The organism is Enterococcus sp. DIV0712, from assembly GCF_050554855.1.
In the GTDB taxonomy this organism is placed as follows: Bacteria; Bacillota; Bacilli; order Lactobacillales; family Enterococcaceae; genus Enterococcus; species Enterococcus faecalis.
Window position 1 is genome coordinate 887,953 of the sequence record NZ_CP187333.1, and the last position, 19,776, is coordinate 907,728.

The window sequence follows — 19,776 nt, forward strand, 5'->3', positions numbered from 1 at the left end:
AAAAAATTAGAAGCAGAAACACTTACATTTTGTAAGGAATGTGCTATACTCATTGAAGAGGTGAGGAAGATGGAAAAAGTAAAAACAGAATCGTTTGTACTTTGTCCCAAATTTGAAAAATCATTTTCAATACTTGGTAAAAAATGGAATGGTTTAATTATTGATGTTTTATTAGAACGAGGTCCTCAACGTTTTGGCGAATTAAAAGAAAAAATTCCAATGTTAAGTGATCGTGTCTTAGTAGAGCGATTGAAGGAACTAGAAGCTGAAGGAATTATCACCAAAGCTGTTCGTTGCGGTGAAGGAAATCGCTTAGAATATTTCCTAACCGAAAAAGGCGAAGACTTGCAATTAGCAATGGAACAAATTCAACATTGGGCAGAAAAATGGGTAAAAGACGAAGAATGCAGTTGACCGCAAGCAAAACTTCTTGTAAACTAAACGTAATTAAATAACTAAAAAAACAGTGATGGAAACAAGTAGTTTGAATTGACGTGTTTTAGGGAGAGTCAGCCAGAGACTGGAAGCTGATTTACACAGTCACCAAGCGAAATTCACTTCCTGAGTTTGTTTGTTTTCAAGAAGAAAGCAAACCGGTAATTGCCGTTAAATGAAATGAGTGCATGACAACAATTTGTTATGAATTAGGATGGTAACACGATAGCTCGTTCCTTTGAAAGGAATGGGTTATCGTTTTTTTTAGTTTAAATAAAAGATAGAGGGGAACGCATAATGACATTACAAGCGCAATTAGAAGCTCTTAGAGACAATACGCTCAAAGAAATCGCACAAGTTGCTACTTTAAAAGAATTAAACCAAATTCGCGTAGAAACATTAGGGAAAAAAGGGCCAATCACCGAAGTATTAAGAGGCATGAAAAACCTTTCACCAGAAGAACGACCAGTGGTGGGGGGCTTTGCAAATGAAATTCGTGATTTATTAACAGAAGCAATTGAAGCGCGCAAAGTTGTTTTAGAAAACGAAGCATTAAATGCGGCACTAAAAGAAGAAAGTTTAGATGTAACTTTACCTGGAAAACAAATGCCTCAAGGCACACGTCATATTTTGACACAAGTTATGGAAGAGATTGAAGATATTTTCTTAGGCATGGGTTATCAAGTAGTGGAAGGATACGAAGTAGAATCCGATCATTATAATTTCGAACGCATGAATCTACCAAAAGATCATCCGGCACGCGACATGCAAGATACGTTTTATATTTCAGATGAGATGTTAATTCGTACGCATACTTCACCAGTTCAAGCTCGAACAATGGAAAAACACGATTTTTCAAAAGGTGCATTACGAATGATTTCTCCTGGGAAAGTATTCCGTCGTGATACAGATGATGCGACACATAGTCACCAATTCCATCAGATTGAAGGCCTTGTTGTCGATAAAAATGTCACAATGGGTGATTTAAAAGGGACGTTAGAAGTCATGATGAAAAAAATGTTTGGTGAAGATCGTAAAATTCGTTTACGTCCTAGCTATTTCCCTTTTACAGAACCTTCAGTCGAAGTAGATGTTAGCTGTTTTAAATGTGGCGGGGCAGGTTGTAACGTCTGCAAACATACAGGTTGGATTGAAATTTTAGGTGCGGGGATGGTTCATCCAGATGTGTTACAAATGTCAGGGATTGATCCAACAGAGTACTCAGGCTTTGCCTTTGGCTTAGGACCAGATCGCGTTGCTATGTTACGTTACGGTGTAAATGATATCCGTAATTTTTATCAAAATGATTTACGTTTCTTAAATCAATTCAAGGTAAAGGAGTAGTTGAAAAATGTTAGTTTCTTATAAATGGTTAAATGAATATGTTAATCTTTCAAACGTTACTCCGCAAGAATTAGCGGACAAAATGTCTGTGACAGGTATCGAAGTTGAGGGCGTTGCTGTACCTGAAGAAGGATTAAAGAAAATTGTTGTCGGTGAAGTAAAAGAATGTGTTCCTCATCCAAACTCTGACCACTTATCAATTTGCCAAGTAGACATCGGTGAAGAAGAATTGTCACAAATTGTTTGTGGAGCACCAAATGTAAAAGCCGGAATTAAAGTCATCGTAGCATTACCTGGTTCAAGAATTGCAGGAAATCAAAAAATTAAAAAAGGCAAAATGCGTGGCGAAGTCTCTAACGGAATGATTTGTTCGTTAGAAGAGCTAGGATATTCAGATAATGTCGTACCAAAAGCCTATGCTGAAGGGATTTATTATTTACCTCAAGAAGCAGTGAATGGGACACCTGTTTTCCCTTATTTAGACATGGATGATGCGATTATTGAATTATCAATTACACCAAACCGTGCAGATGCACTAAGTATGAGAGGGGTAGCCTATGAAGTTGGCGCAATTTATCGTCAAACACCTCAGTTTAATGATCCCGAACTCAAAGAAGATGCTTCAGATAACGTGGAAAATTACGTAACAGTGACTGTTGAAGATTCACAAGATGCGCCAGCGTATCAAATTCGTGTTATTAAAGATGTGACGATTGCAGAAAGTCCTCAGTGGTTGCAAAACCGATTGATGAATGAAGGAATCCGTCCGATTAACAATGTGGTGGACGTGACAAATTATATTTTATTATTATTTGGTCAACCATTGCATGCATTTGATTACCAAAAATTAGATAGCAAAGAAATCTTGGTTCGTCGAGCAACAGCAGCAGAAGAACTAATTACATTAGATGGTGAAACACGTCAATTAACAGAAGAAAATATCGTCATTACGAATGGAAAAACGCCTGTCGGCTTAGCCGGTGTAATGGGTGGGGCTAATTCTGAAATCAGTCAAGAAACAACAACTGTGGCTTTAGAAGCGGCATTGTTCAATCCATTGTCTATTCGCAAAACGTCTAAACAATTCAATTTACGGAGTGAATCTTCAAGTAGATTTGAAAAAGGCATCAACCAAGCGACAGTGGGGCTAGCTTGTGATGTGGCAGCCGCGATGATTGCAGAGTTAGCCAACGGAACAGTGGTCTCAGGCACTGCAGTTGGTTCTGAAGTGGCCGTTAAAGAAGCGCAGGTAGCTGTGACTTTAGAGCGAATCAACCAATATTTAGGCACTGCATTAGATGAAGCAACGGTGAATGAAATTTTTGAAGCACTCGGTTTTGCTTATGAAGTAAATCAAGGCGCATATGAAATTACGATTCCACCAAGACGTTGGGATATTGCGATTGAAGCAGATATTATTGAAGAAGTGGCGCGCATTTATGGATATGATCATTTACCTTCAACATTGCCAAGTGGAGAAACAGTTGCTGGAAGTCTAACCAAAGCACAACATGTTACGCGCCAATTAAAGAGCTTACTGGAAGGTCATGGTACGAGTGAAGCCATCAGCTATGCATTGACAACAGAAGAAAAATCCCGTCAATTTATGATGAAAGAAAGTCAAACAACACGTTTGCAATGGCCAATGAGTGAAGAGCGTTCTGTGTTACGTATGAACTTAATTTCTGGTTTATTAGATGATGTCGCATACAATGTGGCACGTAAAAATAATAATATCGCCTTCTACGAAGTAGGACGCGTTTTCTACCAAACAGAAGATCCAACAAAAAATTTACCTACAGAAGAAAATCACTTAGCACTTGCTTTAACTGGTAATACAATGGTTAAAGATTGGCAAACAAAAGCAACAGCCGTTGATTTTTATACAGTAAAAGGCTTAGTGGAAAGTATTGTAGCTGTTTTAGGATTAACAGAAAAAATCAGTTATCAAGCGACAACGGCGATTCCAGAAATGCATCCAGGCCGGACAGCATGGATTTATTTAGAAGATGAAGTGGTTGGTTTTGTCGGACAAGTTCACCCAACGACAGCAAAAGCGTACGATATTCCTGAAACATATGTTGCTGAATTAAACTTGCAACAATTAGTAGCCACAGAAGCAGGCGGGGTTACTTATGAAGCAGTTTCTAAATTCCCAGCAGTTTCTCGAGATATTGCTTTATTAGTCGATGAAACAGTTACCAATCAAGAACTAGTTAAAACTATTTCAGATAACGCAGGTAAATATTTGAAAGAGATTCATTTATTTGATGTATATCAAGGTGAAAAACTAGGCGCTGGCAAAAAATCAATGGCGTATAGTTTAACTTTCGTTAATGCAGAAGCGACATTAGTGGATGAAGAAATTAACCGTTCAATGGAAAAGGTTGAAAAAGCGCTAATTGAAAAACATCAAGTAGAAGTAAGATAAAATAAAAACAGGAAAGTGGGGCATAAGTCGAAATGACTTATGCCCCACTTTCTAAATCTTAAGATAATCAGCTGAACAAAAGCAGCTCCTTCGGAAATAAGCCGAAATTCTCCAAAAATTAAAGAACAATTTTCGGAAATTCCTTCTTATTTCTTGGAGCTAAACACTTTTGTCTCAGCCTCCTGTTTTTAACTACATTAATAACTTTTCGCCCAATTTCGTGATAGCCAACGTGAAAATTGCGAGATACTAAAGTTAATAATGAAATAAATTAGGGCGACGATTCCGTAAAGAGTGAATACTTGTCCTGTTTGTGCGTAGCGCCCCATTAAGATATAAGATTTGCCAAAGAGTTCTTGTAAAGCAATTACGGAATACAAGAAACTTGTATCCTTGATGACAGTAACAAACTGAGAAACGATCGCTGGTAAAACATTGCGAATGGCTTGAGGCAAAACAATATGATAAAGAATTTGCCAATTTGAAAACCCTTGAGAACGCGCCGCTTCAATTTGGCCTTTATCAACACCATTTAAACCACCACGAATAATTTCCGCTAAAGCAGCGGTAGTAAACACAGTAAAACTCACAATTCCAGCAGGTGTGGATTTGATTTTGAAAATCAAAAAAATAACATAAATCCACAATAAGTTTGGAATATTACGCACCACTTCTACATAAATACTGGCAAGTAACTTCAGTGGTCCATGGGTTTGATTTCGCAAAACGGCTAGAATGGTGCCAAAAATCGTACTCAAAATAATTGAGACGAAGGAAATATAGAGCGTCAATTTTAAGCCGTTAAATAGAAATTGAAAATTATTTGCTGTCAGTAATTGACGCATTTCTTCTGAAAAAGGCATCTGTTTTCCTCCTATCTGCTATATGCTTTCTTATTTTTTTCTTCCATTTTTCTAGCCAAATTCGCTAATGGGAAGCAAAGAATGAAATATAAGAAACCAGCAAGCGCAAAGGCGGGAATATAGTTCAAGTTGACAGACGACCAACTATTGGCAGCAAACATTACGTCAGCGCCAGAAATAATGGCAACTGTTGACGTATTTTTAATTAGATTCACGACTTGATTAGTTAAAGGCGGTAACATAATCCGCCATGCTTGTGGTAAAATCACATACCGCATCGTTTGACCATACGTTAATCCTTGGGAGTAAGCCGCTTCAAATTGCCCTCTTGGGACAGCTCCGATTCCTGAGCGAACCACTTCAGAAATGTAGGCGCCATGATAGAGGCCTACACACAGAATGGCAATCGTAGTAATAGAAAATGAAAGCAGCGGGCTTAGCAGAGGAAAGCCGTAATAGACTACGATAAATTGAATCAACAAAGGTGTGTTTTGAAAAAATTCTACATAGACACGACTAATTGCGTGTAAAAGTTTACTTTTGGTCGCTGATAAACTGCCAAAGAAAATGCCTAAAGCAAAGGCAACTAAGATCGCTCCTAAAGAAAGCAGAATAGTATAGAGAAATGCCTGACCAAAAATTCGCCAATCTTGAAATAAAGCTTCCCAACGATATAAGGCAAATGGCCCTTCTTCAAGCCAGGAAATATTGGCTAACAAAAACATAAAAATCCCTCCTAAAATTTTTGATTCTTCAAGTCTTAGGAATGATTAATTTTTTAAGCCCCAGTCTTGATAAATTTTTTCTAGTGTGCCGTCTTTTTCCCATTTTTCAATTAAACCATTTAGATAATCATTTAATTCAGTATTTGCTTTCTTTGTGGTAATTCCATATTCTTGTGGCGAAAAACCATCTTTTAAAATTTCTGTCTTGCCATCCACATAGCCAGATAGGATTGATTTATCCACTGAAAATGCATCAATTCGTTTAGAAGTTAACGCTGTTTTTAATTCTGGATAGGAACCTAATTCTTGATAAGTAAATTTGATTCCTTCCTCTTGCGCTTTTTTCTCTAAGTTTTCTTTTGTCGTAGCAGATTGTGCAACGCCGATTGTTTTTCCGTCTAAATCTTTCATACTGGAGAAGTTATCCTCTTTGCGCACAAGGAAACCAATCTCATCTGTATAATAGGGAGTTGTAAAATTATAAGTCTTTTTACGTTCATCAGTAATTGTAAATGTAGCAATTACCATATCTAGTTCACCATTGTCTAAAAGGGGACCGCGCGTTTTCGCTGTCACGCCCACAAATTCCACATTCTCTTCGCTGCCGGTAATTTCTTTCGCAATCAAGCGTGCAATATCTGGTTCCATTCCTTCATTTTTGTTTGTATCAGGATTCATATAGCCAAAATTAGGAATGTCTTCTTTGACACCTACTTTAATTTTCCCTGCTTTTTTTAATTGTTCTACTGTGACCGTTTTGTTTGATGAAGCACTTTTGGAAGTTGAGTCATTGTTGCCGCTACCACAGCCAACAATGATGCCTGCTAATACAAGTAAGGAGAGTCCAGCTAGCCATTTATTTTGTTTTTTCATTGTTCATTCCTCCAATTTTTTGTTTTTTTATTCATTACCCGTTATGAATAATTTTGCTTAGAAATTCTTTTGCACGAGGGTTTTCAGTGCTTGTAAAGAAATGTTCAGGCGTTCCTTGTTCAATAATCTGTCCTTGGTCCATGAAGATTACACGGTCAGCCACTTGACGAGCAAAGCCCATCTCATGTGTGACACAAACCATGGTAATATTTTGTTTGGAAAGATCGACCATTACATCTAAAACTTCTTGAATCATTTCTGGATCAAGTGCCGAAGTCGGTTCATCAAAAAGGATAATCTCAGGATGCATATTTAAGGCACGAGCAATAGCGACCCGTTGTTGCTGCCCGCCAGAAAGCTGCGAAGGATAAGCAGAAGCTTTATCAGCTAAGCCGACCCGTTCTAAATACTCCATGCCAGTACGAACCGCTTCGTCTTTGGAAACGCCCATCACTTTAATCGGTGCTAACGTTAAATTATCAATAATCGTTTTGTGAGCATATAAGTTAAAATTTTGAAAGACCATGGCAACTTTCTGGCGAACTTTTTGAATCGGTGCTTTCGGTTTGGTGATGTCAATGTTATCAATTACGACGGAACCATCATTGACTTTTTCCAATTGGTTCATACACCGAATTAATGTACTTTTGCCAGAGCCGGAGGGTCCGATAATGACAATTTTTTCTCCTTGCTCTACATTCAAAGTAATATCTTTTAAAACGTGATGCTCCCCAAAATACTTATTTACATGTTCTAAAGAAATCATAGGCAGTCTCCTTTGCAATCATTTGGTAGAAAAGATAACAGAGGATTCGGTGAGAAACATGTTATTTAAATTAAATTAACCAAATGTATTTCTAATTGTATTCTCAATGTTAGGAATTATAACATACAAAAAAATGAATTACTAGTTTTTTAATCGAAAAAGATTTCCTTCAAAAAAAGAAATAAATGAGAGCAAAACAGGAAAAATTGACAATAGTCCTTAAAAAGTAGAAAATAAAGGCAGTGAATAAAAGGCAAAGGTAGGATGAGAATGAGCAATCAAGAAGCCATTGGATTAATTGATTCTGGCGTTGGTGGATTAACTGTTTTAAAGGAAGCGCTAAAACAATTACCAAATGAACGATTAATTTATTTAGGAGATACAGCCCGTTGCCCATATGGTCCACGACCAGCCGAACAAGTCGTTCAGTTTACTTGGGAAATGGCCGATTTTTTATTGAAAAAACGAATAAAAATGCTAGTAATCGCATGTAATACCGCGACGGCTGTCGCATTAGAAGAAATTAAAGCTGCCTTGCCAATTCCAGTTGTCGGTGTTATTTTACCTGGCGCACGAGCAGCCGTTAAAGTCACAAAAAATAACAAAATTGGTGTCATAGGTACCTTAGGTACAATCAAAAGTGCTTCCTATGAAATCGCCATTAAAAGTAAGGCACCAGCAATTGAGGTGACTAGTTTAGCTTGCCCTAAATTTGTCCCCATTGTTGAAAGTAATCAATATCGTTCTTCCGTAGCAAAAAAAATTGTGGCAGAAACACTTCAAGCACTACAATTAAAAGGACTTGATACGTTGATTTTAGGTTGTACCCATTACCCGTTGTTACGTCCGGTGATTCAAAATGTGATGGGGAGTCATGTGACATTAATTGACTCAGGAGCCGAAACAGTTGGCGAAGTCAGCATGCTTCTCGATTATTTTGACATTGCCCACACGCCTGAAGCGCCTACACAGCCCCATGAATTTTATACAACTGGTTCTGCAAAAATGTTTGAAGAGATTGCAAGCAGTTGGCTTGGTATAGAGAACTTAAAAGCACAACAGATTCACTTAGGAGGAAACGAAAATGATTAGACATGATAGTCGTGCACCAAAAGAATTGCGAAAGATCACTATTGAAACCAATGTTTTTAAACATCCAGAAGGTTCGGTGGTTATTTCGTTTGGCGATACAAAAGTAATTTGCTCAGCCACTGTCGAAGAAAAGGTTCCCCCATTTTTACGAGGCGGGGGAACAGGTTGGGTAGCAGCTGAATATAGCATGCTCCCTCGCGCGACGAACACAAGAAATATTCGGGAAAGTGCGAAAGGAAAATTAACAGGGCGAACAATGGAGATTCAACGTTTGATTGGGCGGTCATTGCGAGCTGTTGTTGACTTAGAAAAGTTAGGGGAACGGAGCATTGTTGTCGATTGTGATGTGATTCAAGCAGATGGGGGAACCCGTACAGCTAGTATTACAGGCGCTTTTGTTGCTCTACGCTTAGCAGTCAATCATTTATTGATGACTGGTGCGCTAGCGGAAGACCCAATTAAAGAGCATTTAGCTGCTGTCAGCGTGGGTATTTTACCCGATGGTTATTGTGTGCTGGACTTAGATTACGCAGAGGACTCGAATGCTGCAGTGGATATGAACATCGTGATGACCGAGTCTGGTGAATTTGTGGAAATTCAAGGAACGGGTGAAGAAGCTACCTTCTCAGGAGATGAGTTAAATGCCATGCTCTTTTATGGAAAAACAGGGATCGAGGAATTAATTGCGTATCAGAAAGAAGCGCTTTATGCTTTAGCCTCTGAAGAAGTCCCTTCGCAAGATTCAGAAGAGAAAGTGATTGTCATTGCAACTAGAAATCCTGGTAAAGCGAAAGAGTTTAGTTCAATTTTTGCTGAAAAAGGATATACGGTTAAGACGTTATTAGATTATCCGAATTTGCCAGATGTAGAAGAAACTGGTCGAACATTTGAAGAAAATGCTCGTCTAAAAGCTGAAACAATTGCAGAAATTTTACAGAAACCAGTATTAGCAGATGATTCAGGATTAATTGTTGATGCGTTAGGGGGAATGCCAGGAATCTATTCTGCTCGTTTTGCTGGTGAACCAACTAACGATGCTTCAAATAATGCGAAACTATTGCATGAGTTAACGGGCGTGCCAAAAGAAAAAAGACAAGCGCGTTTCCATTGTACATTGGTTTTTGCTGAACCAAAGAAAGAAAGTCTGGTGGTCGAAGCTGAATGGCCAGGAGAAGTCGGCACGATTCCTCGTGGTGAAGGAGGCTTTGGGTACGATTCACTTTTCTATGTTCCAGAGCTTGGTAAGACAGCAGCTGAATTGTCTGGAGAAGAGAAAAATAAAGTTAGTCATCGTGGACAAGCAGTGGCAAAATTAAAAGAACAATGGGAAGAATGGCTAAAAAAATAGGAGTTGAAACGTATGAAAATCTTGGTAGTAAGCGATAACCATGGCGATCGCGACTGTTTAGTTGACTTAGTGAATCATTATGAAGGACAAGTCGATGCACTCTTTCACTGTGGTGATTCTGAATTAGAACCGACAGATGAACTTTGGCAGAAATTAATTGTAGTCCAAGGAAATTGTGATTTTTATGATGAATTTCCCAAAACTGTGACTAAAAAAGTGGGGGATCAAGTTATTTATATGACACATGGTCATTTAGCCAATGTTAGAATGGGACTCACGACACTTGCTTTACAAGCGGAAGAAGCAGGAGCGACAATTGGCTTATTTGGTCACACTCATGTACTCGGCGCAGAGCGACACAATAACATTCTCTTTGTTAATCCGGGAAGTATTCGTTTACCTCGTGGACCAGTTCAAGAGAAAACATATGCCATAATTGAAAGTACACCTGAACAATATCTCGTTCAGTACTATAACAAAGAGCACCAACCATTGGAACGATTAAAGGCAACGTTTACGAAGTAAGTGAATGTTAAGAAATAAGTGCTACTTTTTTATTTATCAGATTTTGAGCGTAGGACAAAAATCCAAAAGAGATTTTTGTCCTACGCTCTTTTTTTAGTCGACTTGGATAACCTTTAAGCCGGTCTTACGAAGTTCTGTAATTAAAGTTGATGAGCAATGTTTGTCTGTAATCAAACAATCAAAAGCGGTAATATCAGCAATTTTAAATTTAGACGTCAAGCCGATTTTTCGATGGTCCGCGACCAGAATTTTTACTTTTGTTGTTTGTTTTATCATAAGCTCATTAATTTTTGCTTCATTGAAAATTTTTGTAGTGACGCCATGTTCTAAACTGACCCCGCTACAGCCAATTACGCAAACATCGGCATGCGTTGCGGTGATTGTGTTAATGGCAATATCTCCTACCAGAACTTCTTTGGGAAAACGTAATTCGCCTCCGGTCAAAATATAATTGTATTGAGAAACATGAGGCTTGGTGGCAATTTTTAAATTATTCGTTACGATGGTCAGATGGTCGGCCTTTAAATAATGGAGAATATTCAAAGCAGTGGAACTTGAATTAATGAAAACGGTATCATAATCACTTAGATAGCTACAAGCAACACGAGCAATGGCTTGTTTTAATAACTCCGGTCCTGATTGATCAAAGTCTTTCTGATTTTGGTCGTTGTAAATACAATACCCATATTTTCGAATGATGTCATTCTTAGTTTCTAAGACATTTAAATCACGACGAATTGTGCTTAAGGAAACATTTAAAGCATCTGCTAATTTATAGGTAGTCATTTGTTTGTTTTTTTGCAGCAGCGCGAGAATGTTTTGTTGCCTTTTTTCAATGGTTTCTAATGAACTTTTCAAGTAATACAACCTCCTTTAGTTATTTTTTTGGACACGGTCCCCCATGAAATAGTATAACTCATAGGAAAACAAAACACGTAAAAGAATCATTAAAAGTGCAAACAATCATATAAAAGGGTTTTCATTGTGATTTTTTGCGGCTATGATTTTCTTATAAAGCATAACACAATCATTTGAGAAGAGGAGTGGTAGCATGAACAAATCGATTCATGAAATTACAAAAGAAAGTTGGTTGAAGGCGACATTTCCAGAATGGGGCACTTATTTAAACGAAGAAATTAATCAGACAAATGTGCTTCAAGGAACGGTTGCACTTTGGTGGCTTGGTTGTACAGGTATTTGGCTGAAAACGCATGAGAACACGAATATTTTATGTGATTTATGGTGTGGAACAGGAAAACAAACGCACGGGAACGGCTTAATGAAAAATGGCCATCAAATGATGCGCATGAGTGGTTGCCAAAAAATGCAACCTAATTTAAGAACACAACCTTTTGTGATTGATCCTTTTGAAATAAAAGAGGTAGATGCTTTAGTTGTCACACATATTCATTCAGACCATTTGGATATTCACACAGCTGCTGCTGTTCATCAAAATTGTCCTAAGGCTCTATTTATTGGTCCAAAAGAAGTAGTGAAAACATGGCAACGTTGGGGTGTTCCGGCAGAAAAAACACGGGTTATAGAACCTGGTCAAGAAATCAAAGTGAATGATGTGAATGTAGTGGCCTTGGAAGCTTTTGATCGAACCGCGCTAATTACTTCTGATGATCCTGAAAATACATTTAAAGGTAAAATGCCTCAGGACATGAATGAACTAGCTGTCAATTATCTATTTGAAACCTCAGGTGGTACGGTATATCACGCCGGAGACTCTCATTATTCTAACTTGTTTGCGAAACATGGTAATCAATATGCAATTGATGTTTGCTTAGGAGCATATGGCGAAAATCCTCGCGGTATCACAGATAAAATAACTTCTGTTGATATGTTGAGAATGGCAGAATCTTTAAATGCGAAAGTAGTCATTCCCGTTCATTATGATATTTGGTCTAATTTTATGGCGGATCCAAAAGAAATCATGGAAATTTGGAAATTTAAAAAAGATCGTTTACATTATCAATTTAAACCATATATTTGGCAAGTGGGTGGCAAATTTGTTTATCCAGATGACAAAGACAACTTAGAATTTAACTTTGATCGTGGCTTTGATGATGTTTTTGTTAAAGAAAATGATACACCATTTCCTTCATTCTTGTAAGAAAGGCTGGATGTACAATGTTAACTTATTTTTGGGAACAAGAGCTTATTCATTACCCTGATAAAGAACCGATTAGTTGGCAAGAGGCGATTCAGGAAAGTTGTTTGATTTTACTCCAAAAACACATCATCGATCAGAGTTACGTCGATGAGATTATCCAGTGTGTCGAAACGTTTGGACCTTATATCATCATTGCTCCTGAAGTAGCTATGCCACATTCATCAGAGGAAAGCGCAGGTGTTTTTGGAACGGCCATTTCTTTTACAAAATTTAAGCAATCTGTCACTTTTACTGGCGATCAAGAAGCAAAAACAGCAACCTTATTTTTTACATTGGCAGCCCAAAATCCCGCCGAACATCTTGAAAATATTCAGCAATTGATGGATTTATTGATGACGGATGGCGTGATTGCTGACTTGTTAGAAACAAACACGCCAATGGATTTTAAAGAAGTTATGGAGAAATATCAATTATAGGGGGAAAAATCAATGGGGGAGTTCTTGTTAAATAGTTGGACTTATTTTGCTACGAACGTTTTAACACAGCCAGCATATTTGATTGGTTTCATCGTGTTATTAGGTTATCTCTTGTTACGGAGGCCCTTTTATGAATGTTTAGCAGGTTTTCTGAAAGCGACAGTTGGTTATTTTATTTTGAGTGTTGGTTCTGGTGGTTTGGTTAATAATTTTCGCCCTATTCTAGTAGGCTTGAAAGAGCGATTTAATTTACAGGCGATGGTTACCGATCCATATTTCGGGCAAAATGCAGTCGATGCAGGATTGATGAAAACCTTTGGACGAACCTTTGGTGATGTGATGATTTTGTTATTGATTGCATTTATTATGAATATTTTGTTGGTTCGTTTTCAAAAATATACAAAATTGAGAGCCGTTTTTACAACAGGGAATGTTCAGATTCAACAAGCAGCTACCGCTTTCTGGATTTTACTCTTTTGTTTTCCTAACTTAGGTAGAATCGAAGTACTAATTTTTATGGGCTTAATTCTTGGGTGTTATTGGGCAGTTGCTTCAAATTTAACGGTAGGGATTACGCAGGAATTAACAGAAGGTGCTGGTTTTGCGGTAGCCCATCAACAAATGTTTGGCATATTTATTTTTGCAAAATTAGCAGAATGGTTGAAAAAACGTGATCAAAAGAAACATCGTTCAGAGAAGGTCGATAAAAAATTGGAAGATATCGAATTACCAGGATTTCTATCCATTTTTAATGAAAATATGGTTGCTACGTCCATTTTGATGCTCTTTTTCTTTGGCATTATCTTGCTTGTTTTGGGACAAGATTATTTAATTCAAGCTAAATTTATGCAAGAAGGGCAGAGTTTCTTCTTTTATATCATGACCACTTCATTAAATTTTGCTGTCTACTTAGCTATCTTACAATTAGGCGTTAGAACCTTTGTCGACGAGTTGACGCAGTCATTCCAAGGGATTTCAAATACCATTTTACCAGGCGCTGTTCCTGGGATTGACGTAGCAGCGACTTTCGGATTTGGCTCGCCCAACGCAGTAACAATTGGGTTTCTCTTTGGCGCATTAGGCCAGTTTTTAATGATTGGCTTACTGATTCTATTAAAGTCTCCGACAATCGTTATTGCGGGTTTTATCCCATTGTTTTTTGATAACGCTGTCATAGCTGTTTATGCAAATAATCGTGGCGGAGTAAAAGCTGCTTGTTTATTCCCATTCCTTTCAGGTTTAATCCAAGTAGGTGGCTCAGCTTTATTTGCTACATGGATTGGATTATCTCAATATGGCGGTTATTTGGGCATGTTCGATTGGGCGACAGCTTGGCCGTTATTTACAATCATTATGAAAGTTCTAGGCTATGTTGGCGTAGCAGTGGTGGTGATTGGGTTACTAATAATTCCGCAACTTCAGTATCGAAAAAATCCAGAAGGTTACTTTATGATTGTCAATGATTATGAACAATATGCTAAAAAATTTCAAGAGAATTAAAGGAGGAATTTGAAATGAGAATACTTGTTTCCTGTGCCAATGGTTCTGGCACGAGTCTAATGATGATGCGGAGTGTTGAAAAAGCAATGAAAGAACTAGGTGTACCGATTACAAAAATTCATCATTGCGCCATTTCAGAAGGAAAAAGCTCTGCTAGCCAATACGACGTTGTTTTTACTCCAGTCAATTTTTTACAAATGTTTCAGCAAGCAGAAAAACGTGGAGTCACAGTGATTGGCATTAAAAATGTAATGTCTGCAAAAGAAATTCAAGAAAAATATATGGCTTCAGATCGTTATCAAAAATCTGAATAAAAGGATGGGAAAGATGAAAAGACCAAACTTACAAATCGCTTTAGATCATAATAGCTTAGAAGACGCTTTAGCAGATTGTATGAAAGTCGGAGAAATTGTCGATATTATCGAAGTTGGCACTATTTTGTGTTTACAAGAAGGCCAAAAAGCAATTCGTTGTTTAAAACGCATGTTTCCTAATAAAACGATTGTTGCTGATACAAAATGTGCTGATGCGGGCGGTACAGTTGCTCGTAATGTCGCACAAGCAGGCGCTGATTTCATGACGGTCATTTGTTGCGCCACCTTACCAACGATGGCTGCAGCTCAAAAAGAAGTCCGAGAATTACAAGTAGAACTATATGGAAATTGGACAATGCAACAAGCTCGACAATGGCGAGAATTAGGGATTAATCAGGTGATTTATCATCAAAGTAGAGATGCTCTTTTAGCTGGCGGCAGTTGGGGAGAGAAAGATTTGAATAAAGTTCAAGAACTAATTGACTTAGGCTTTGAAGTGTCCGTCACAGGTGGTTTAACTGTCGAAACGCTTGAATTGTTTCAAACAATGGCAGTCGCAACATTTATTGCGGGCCGTGGGATTACTGAATCAAAAAATCCTGAACAAGCAGCCAAAGATTTTCAAAAAAAAATCGATCAGATTTGGAAGTGATAAAATGGCACGAATTGGACTGTATGAAAAAGCACTCCCGCAAAATTTAACTTGGGCAGAACGATTAACATGGGCCAAAAAGTTAGGGTTTGATTTTTTAGAAATGTCAATTGATGAATCCGATGAACGTTTAGCACGATTGGCTTGGACACCAAGCCAGTTACAAGAACTTTCTCAATTAATGGTGAAAGAAGATTTTTTTATCCATTCTTTGTGTTTAAGTGGTCATCGGCGGTTCCCTTTAGGCTCTTTAAATAAAGAAACACGTGAAAAAGGACGGAAAATTTTATCTCAAGCGATTCGTTTGGCTCATCAATTAAACATACGGGTAATTCAAATAGCTGGCTATGACGTCTTTTACGAAGAAAAAACTGCCGAAACAAGGGAATTTTTTCTTCAAGGTCTGAAAAAGGGCGTTGAGGAAGCTGCACAATACGGTGTCATTCTGGCTGTTGAGATTATGGATGACCCTTTTATGAATAGCATACAAAAATTTCTAGAAATTAAGGAACAAATTCCGTCTCCTTTTTTGCATGTCTATCCTGATTTAGGTAATTTGTCTGCTTGGCCGGAAAATAATCCGGCGGTTGAGCTTGAAAAGGGAATTGCTGAAATCGCTGCTATTCACTTAAAAGATACCTTCGCTGTAACAGACACATTTGAAGGGAAGTTTCGGGAAGTTACTTTTGGAGAAGGCTGTGTTGATTTTACAGGCTTATTGAAAACACTCAAGCGTTTAAACTATAGTGGTCCTTTTTTAATTGAAATGTGGAATGAAACGGATTTGAATTTTCAAGAAAAAATTCAAGCCGCGCAGCAGTATCTCTATCCCAAATTAGCAGAGGTGGGTTATTATGAACAATAAAGCGATCATCCAAGCAATGAAACAACGTGTTTATGAAGCGAATCTGGCTTTGCCAAAACTGGGCTTAGTCAAATTAACGTGGGGCAATGTTAGTGAAATCAATCGGTCATTAGGGATTATCGTAATTAAACCAAGCGGCGTCAAGTATCAAGAAATGTCCAAGGAACAGATGGTAGTGACTGATTTAAACGGACAACTATTGGAAACCAATGCATTAAAGCCGTCTTCTGATTTACCCACGCATCTTTATCTTTATCAAAAAATGCCAGAAATTGGAGCGATTGCGCACACGCACTCCCTGAATAGTGTTACGTGGGCTCAAGCAGGGCGAGCCTTACCTCCTTACGGTACCACCCATGCGGATGCTTTTTATGGCGCTGTACCTTGCACAAGAGCGCTCTCTGAAAGTGAAATTAAAGAAAACTATGAAGAAGAGACTGGCAAAGTCATTGTTGAAACATTTCATGAACAAGAATTAGATCCTTTAGCAGTTCCAGGAGTGTTAGTTTATGGACATGGCCCATTTACTTGGGGAATGACTCCGGAAAAAGCAGTTGAAAACAGCTTGATTTTAGATGAAATCTGTTCAATGGCACGTTTGACGGAAATAATTAACCCAGCTGTTGAACCAATTGATCATTTTTTATTGGATAAACACTATCTTAGAAAACATGGGATTTCCGCTTATTATGGTCAGTGATGGCTGTGATGAAACGTGTGAAAAAGAAGGATAATTGACTGATTAATTGGTCTTTTATAAAAACTTAGTTGTCTGTTATGGGACAACTAAGTTTTTGTTTTTTTAAGAAAGCGTTCTCTTATTTTGGGGGAGAATAGAACAAAACGTTAATTTTCGTTTGTTAAGTTATGAAGAATTTGCGAATTCCAAGACTTTTTCCGCAGAATTAGGTACAATAAGTTACGTGTTAAAGAATTAGAAATGGAGGCAACCCAATCATGATAGGGACTGCTGTAAAAGAATTATTATTAGAAAAACAAGAAACGTTTTTAGTACCCGCCGAAAATGTCGCCAACGTAATGTGTTTAAATCCATTAAGTCATGCGGCATTAGTCTTATCGCAAGTTCGCTATTCCAAGATTCCTGTGTTAGATAAGGGAGATCGCTTTGTTGGCTTAATCGGCTTGACAGACGTTGTAGATAAAATGTTTGATTTGACTTCAGTGGATTTTGAAAAATTGAATGAATTTACTGTGGCCGATGTAATGGAAGTCAATGTTCCTGTAATTGGTGAATCGTGGGATTTAGAAGAAGTGTTACATTTATTAGTAGATGCTTCTTTTTTACCAGTGGTTGATGATAATCAACGCTTTAAGGGCATCATTACACGCAAAGAAATTTTAAAAGCGGTCAATCATATGGCGCATGAATTAGAAAAACATCATCTTGTTCTGCCTAAATCAGAAGAAGAAATGAAAGTAATTTAAATAAAACGCAAGAAACTCTTTACTTTTTTCTCATAAATGCGTTATTCTGTATGATAACACGAAGTAAAGGAGTGCTGTGATTGGACGCATATGAGATTATTCAGTATATTGGCGATGCCAAAAAGCAAACGCCTGTTAAAGTAACACTGAAAGGGCAATTAAAAGAAGTCACGTTTCCGGAAACAATTAAGGTCTTTAATAATTGTAAAACTGGGACATTGTTTGGCGATTGGGCTGACGTAAAACCTTTTTTAGAAGCAAACAAAGAAAAAATTGAGGATTATGTTGTAGAAAACGATGCACGTAACTCAGCAATTCCTTTTCTTGATTTGAAAGACATTAATGCTCGGATTGAACCAGGTGCTTTGATTCGCGAAAAAGTTGAAATTGGCGATCAAGCGGTGATTATGATGGGGGCTATTCTAAATATTGGCGCCGTCATTGGTGCAGGGACTATGATTGATATGGGCGCTGTTTTAGGCGGTCGTGCAACTGTAGGGAAGCATTGTCATATTGGCGCAGGAACGGTTTTAGCTGGTGTCATTGAACCACCAAGTGCCGCACCTGTGGTTATTGAAAACGAGGTTGTCATTGGAGCGAATGCGGTCGTACTAGAAGGGGTTCGTGTTGGTGAAGGTGCCGTTGTGGCTGCTGGGGCAGTAGTTGTGGAAGACGTTCCAGCGCATACCGTTGTCGCAGGCGTGCCAGCAAAAGTAATTAAACAAATTGATGATAAAACCAAGAGTAAAACAGAGATTTTAGAAGAATTACGTAAACTCTAAAAATAAATTAGTCAGTCGCGATGAAGAAACTTCTTCATGGCGGCTTTCGATTACCCAAAAAATGAAGGAGTGGCTTTTGTGGAGCAAGAAGAATTAATTGCGATTAGACGGCAACTACATCAAATACCTGAAATCGGTCTAGAAGAAAAGGAAACACAAGCCTTTTTACTTAATGAAATTGATAAAATGAAGCAACCTTATCTGCAAGTTAGAACATGGCAAACGGGGATTTTAGTCTTCATAGAAGGCAAAAATCCTCAGAAAACCATCGGCTGGCGTGCTGATATTGATGGTTTGCCTATTCAAGAGGAAGTGGTTTCTGCTTTTCAATCAAAACGACCAGGGTTTATGCATGCCTGTGGGCACGATTTTCACATGACAATCGGTTTAGGGGTTTTGAAAGAATTAAGTCAACAGCAACCAGACAATAACTTTTTATTTTTATTTCAACCTGCTGAAGAAAATGAAGCAGGGGGGATGTTGATGTATGAAGACCATGCGTTTGGTGAGTGGTTACCTGATGAATTTTATGCGCTTCATGTTAATCCTGATTTGCCAGTCGGAACTATTAGTACCAGAGTAGGGACATTGTTTGCTGCCACTTGTGAAGTGAACATTACCTTAAAAGGAAAAGGTGGACATGCGGCTTTTCCGCATCAAGCGAATGATATGGTCTTAGCGGCCACCAATTTAATTCAGCAAGCGCAAACGATCGTTAGTCGAAATGTTGATCCTGTGGTTGGGGCAGTCGTTACCTTTGGAACTTTTCATGCAGGGACTGCCTGCAATGTGATTGCCGAAGAAGCAACTTTATCTGGTACAATTCGCACATTGACAGCAGAAACGAATGAACAAACGCAGCGAAGAATTCGCGAAATTAGTGAAGGTATTGCGCAATCTTTTCAATGTGAAGTAACTGTTCATCTTGATCAGAAAGGGTATTTACCTGTAGTGAATGAGCCAGCATGTACCACGAATTTTATTGAATACATGAGCAAACAAGCAACAGTTCAATTTCAACAAGCACCGGTTGCAATGACAGGTGAAGATTTTGGCTATCTATTGTCTAAAGTCCCAGGCACGATGTTTTGGTTAGGCGTGGCAAGTCCCTACAGCCTTCATTCTGCTAAGTTTGAACCGAACGAAGAGGCGTTATTGTTTGGAGTGGAGGCAGTTAGTGGCTTTTTAAAATCATTGGACAATTAGAAAAACAGCCACCA

21 protein-coding genes and 1 other annotated feature are annotated in these 19,776 nt (G+C 38.2%); of the genes, 16 read left to right on the top strand and 5 right to left on the bottom strand.

Annotation, left to right across the window (positions count from 1 at the left end; translation table 11 throughout):
• Nucleotides 1-69: 69 nt before the first annotated feature.
• The 3 genes from IGL42_RS04310 to pheT all read left to right on the top strand — a co-directional run bounded on the left by IGL42_RS04310 (nucleotide 70) and on the right by pheT (nucleotide 4,210).
• Nucleotides 70-414, top strand: coding sequence for a winged helix-turn-helix transcriptional regulator (locus IGL42_RS04310; RefSeq protein ID WP_002358035.1), 345 nt, complete (start codon nucleotides 70-72; stop codon nucleotides 412-414).
• Nucleotides 415-457: 43 nt separating this feature from the next.
• Nucleotides 458-676: a binding site (T-box leader), on the top strand.
• A 56-nt stretch (nucleotides 677-732) separates the two neighbouring features.
• On the top strand, nucleotides 733-1,779 hold the full coding sequence (gene pheS / locus IGL42_RS04315; RefSeq protein WP_002358034.1) for a phenylalanine--tRNA ligase subunit alpha: 1,047 nt from the start codon (nucleotides 733-735) through the stop codon (nucleotides 1,777-1,779).
• Between the two features lie 7 nt (nucleotides 1,780-1,786).
• The gene (pheT, locus tag IGL42_RS04320; protein ID WP_002366454.1) at nucleotides 1,787-4,210 is read left to right on the top strand and encodes a phenylalanine--tRNA ligase subunit beta; all 2,424 of its coding nucleotides are present in this window, start codon (nucleotides 1,787-1,789) and stop codon (nucleotides 4,208-4,210) included.
• Between the two features lie 197 nt (nucleotides 4,211-4,407).
• On the opposite strand, the gene IGL42_RS04325 is transcribed toward pheT, so the two are convergent.
• From IGL42_RS04325 to IGL42_RS04340, 4 genes are read right to left on the bottom strand one after another with little or no spacing between them, the layout of a single operon-like run.
• Nucleotides 4,408-5,073, bottom strand: a complete 666-nt coding sequence (locus IGL42_RS04325; RefSeq protein ID WP_185776375.1) for an amino acid ABC transporter permease — start codon at nucleotides 5,071-5,073, stop codon at nucleotides 4,408-4,410.
• Between the two features lie 11 nt (nucleotides 5,074-5,084).
• A complete protein-coding gene (locus tag IGL42_RS04330) occupies nucleotides 5,085-5,798 on the bottom strand; it encodes an amino acid ABC transporter permease (protein WP_002363695.1) in 714 nt (237 codons plus the stop codon).
• A gap of 45 nt (nucleotides 5,799-5,843) precedes the next feature.
• The gene (locus IGL42_RS04335; protein ID WP_002360586.1) at nucleotides 5,844-6,671 is read right to left on the bottom strand and encodes a transporter substrate-binding domain-containing protein; all 828 of its coding nucleotides are present in this window, start codon (nucleotides 6,669-6,671) and stop codon (nucleotides 5,844-5,846) included.
• Nucleotides 6,672-6,705: 34 nt separating this feature from the next.
• Nucleotides 6,706-7,437 carry an amino acid ABC transporter ATP-binding protein gene (locus IGL42_RS04340; protein WP_002360585.1) on the bottom strand — a complete coding sequence of 244 codons (732 nt, stop codon included), beginning with the start codon at nucleotides 7,435-7,437 and terminating at the stop codon, nucleotides 6,706-6,708.
• 264 nt (nucleotides 7,438-7,701) lie between these two features.
• Between IGL42_RS04340 and racE the strand changes: the two genes are divergently transcribed.
• From racE to IGL42_RS04355, 3 genes are read left to right on the top strand one after another with little or no spacing between them, the layout of a single operon-like run.
• Entirely contained in the window at nucleotides 7,702-8,529 is an 828-nt protein-coding gene (gene racE, locus IGL42_RS04345) for a glutamate racemase (protein WP_002358027.1), read from the top strand.
• Nucleotides 8,522-9,877 (top strand): ribonuclease PH, encoded by a 1,356-nt coding sequence (rph, locus tag IGL42_RS04350; protein WP_010710483.1) that lies wholly within the window; start codon nucleotides 8,522-8,524, stop codon nucleotides 9,875-9,877. The genes racE and rph overlap by 8 nt, the downstream gene beginning before the upstream one ends.
• A 12-nt stretch (nucleotides 9,878-9,889) precedes the next feature.
• Complete coding sequence (locus tag IGL42_RS04355) at nucleotides 9,890-10,402, top strand: metallophosphoesterase (RefSeq protein WP_010710482.1); 513 nt, start codon at nucleotides 9,890-9,892, stop codon at nucleotides 10,400-10,402.
• 93 nt (nucleotides 10,403-10,495) lie between these two features.
• Here the strand turns inward: IGL42_RS04355 and IGL42_RS04360 are convergent, their stop codons facing one another.
• Nucleotides 10,496-11,260 carry a DeoR/GlpR family DNA-binding transcription regulator gene (locus IGL42_RS04360; protein WP_002382117.1) on the bottom strand — a complete coding sequence of 255 codons (765 nt, stop codon included), beginning with the start codon at nucleotides 11,258-11,260 and terminating at the stop codon, nucleotides 10,496-10,498.
• A 193-nt stretch (nucleotides 11,261-11,453) separates the two neighbouring features.
• Here IGL42_RS04360 and ulaG point away from each other — a divergent pair, with 193 nt between their 5' ends.
• The 10 genes from ulaG to IGL42_RS04410 all read left to right on the top strand — a co-directional run bounded on the left by ulaG (nucleotide 11,454) and on the right by IGL42_RS04410 (nucleotide 19,762).
• Complete coding sequence (ulaG, locus tag IGL42_RS04365; protein WP_010709332.1) at nucleotides 11,454-12,521, top strand: L-ascorbate 6-phosphate lactonase; 1,068 nt, start codon at nucleotides 11,454-11,456, stop codon at nucleotides 12,519-12,521.
• Nucleotides 12,522-12,538: 17 nt separating this feature from the next.
• Nucleotides 12,539-12,997 (top strand): PTS sugar transporter subunit IIA, encoded by a 459-nt coding sequence (locus IGL42_RS04370; protein WP_010710480.1) that lies wholly within the window; start codon nucleotides 12,539-12,541, stop codon nucleotides 12,995-12,997.
• A gap of 12 nt (nucleotides 12,998-13,009) precedes the next feature.
• Nucleotides 13,010-14,497 carry a PTS ascorbate transporter subunit IIC gene (locus IGL42_RS04375; protein WP_002366460.1) on the top strand — a complete coding sequence of 496 codons (1,488 nt, stop codon included), beginning with the start codon at nucleotides 13,010-13,012 and terminating at the stop codon, nucleotides 14,495-14,497.
• Between the two features lie 14 nt (nucleotides 14,498-14,511).
• The gene (locus IGL42_RS04380) at nucleotides 14,512-14,811 is read left to right on the top strand and encodes a PTS sugar transporter subunit IIB (RefSeq protein WP_002358018.1); all 300 of its coding nucleotides are present in this window, start codon (nucleotides 14,512-14,514) and stop codon (nucleotides 14,809-14,811) included.
• 13 nt (nucleotides 14,812-14,824) lie between these two features.
• Nucleotides 14,825-15,463, top strand: coding sequence for a 3-keto-L-gulonate-6-phosphate decarboxylase UlaD (locus IGL42_RS04385; protein WP_002381985.1), 639 nt, complete (start codon nucleotides 14,825-14,827; stop codon nucleotides 15,461-15,463).
• Nucleotides 15,464-15,467: 4 nt separating this feature from the next.
• Nucleotides 15,468-16,328, top strand: a complete 861-nt coding sequence (locus IGL42_RS04390) for an L-ribulose-5-phosphate 3-epimerase (RefSeq protein WP_002358016.1) — start codon at nucleotides 15,468-15,470, stop codon at nucleotides 16,326-16,328.
• Nucleotides 16,318-17,028, top strand: coding sequence for an L-ribulose-5-phosphate 4-epimerase (locus IGL42_RS04395; RefSeq protein ID WP_002358015.1), 711 nt, complete (start codon nucleotides 16,318-16,320; stop codon nucleotides 17,026-17,028). The genes IGL42_RS04390 and IGL42_RS04395 overlap by 11 nt, the downstream gene beginning before the upstream one ends.
• A gap of 257 nt (nucleotides 17,029-17,285) precedes the next feature.
• Entirely contained in the window at nucleotides 17,286-17,774 is a 489-nt protein-coding gene (gene cbpB, locus IGL42_RS04400; RefSeq protein WP_002358013.1) for a cyclic-di-AMP-binding protein CbpB, read from the top strand.
• A gap of 80 nt (nucleotides 17,775-17,854) precedes the next feature.
• Complete coding sequence (dapD, locus tag IGL42_RS04405) at nucleotides 17,855-18,556, top strand: 2,3,4,5-tetrahydropyridine-2,6-dicarboxylate N-acetyltransferase (protein ID WP_104842511.1); 702 nt, start codon at nucleotides 17,855-17,857, stop codon at nucleotides 18,554-18,556.
• A gap of 36 nt (nucleotides 18,557-18,592) precedes the next feature.
• Nucleotides 18,593-19,762, top strand: coding sequence for an N-acetyldiaminopimelate deacetylase (locus IGL42_RS04410; protein WP_002386002.1), 1,170 nt, complete (start codon nucleotides 18,593-18,595; stop codon nucleotides 19,760-19,762).
• Nucleotides 19,763-19,776: the final 14 nt, after the last annotated feature.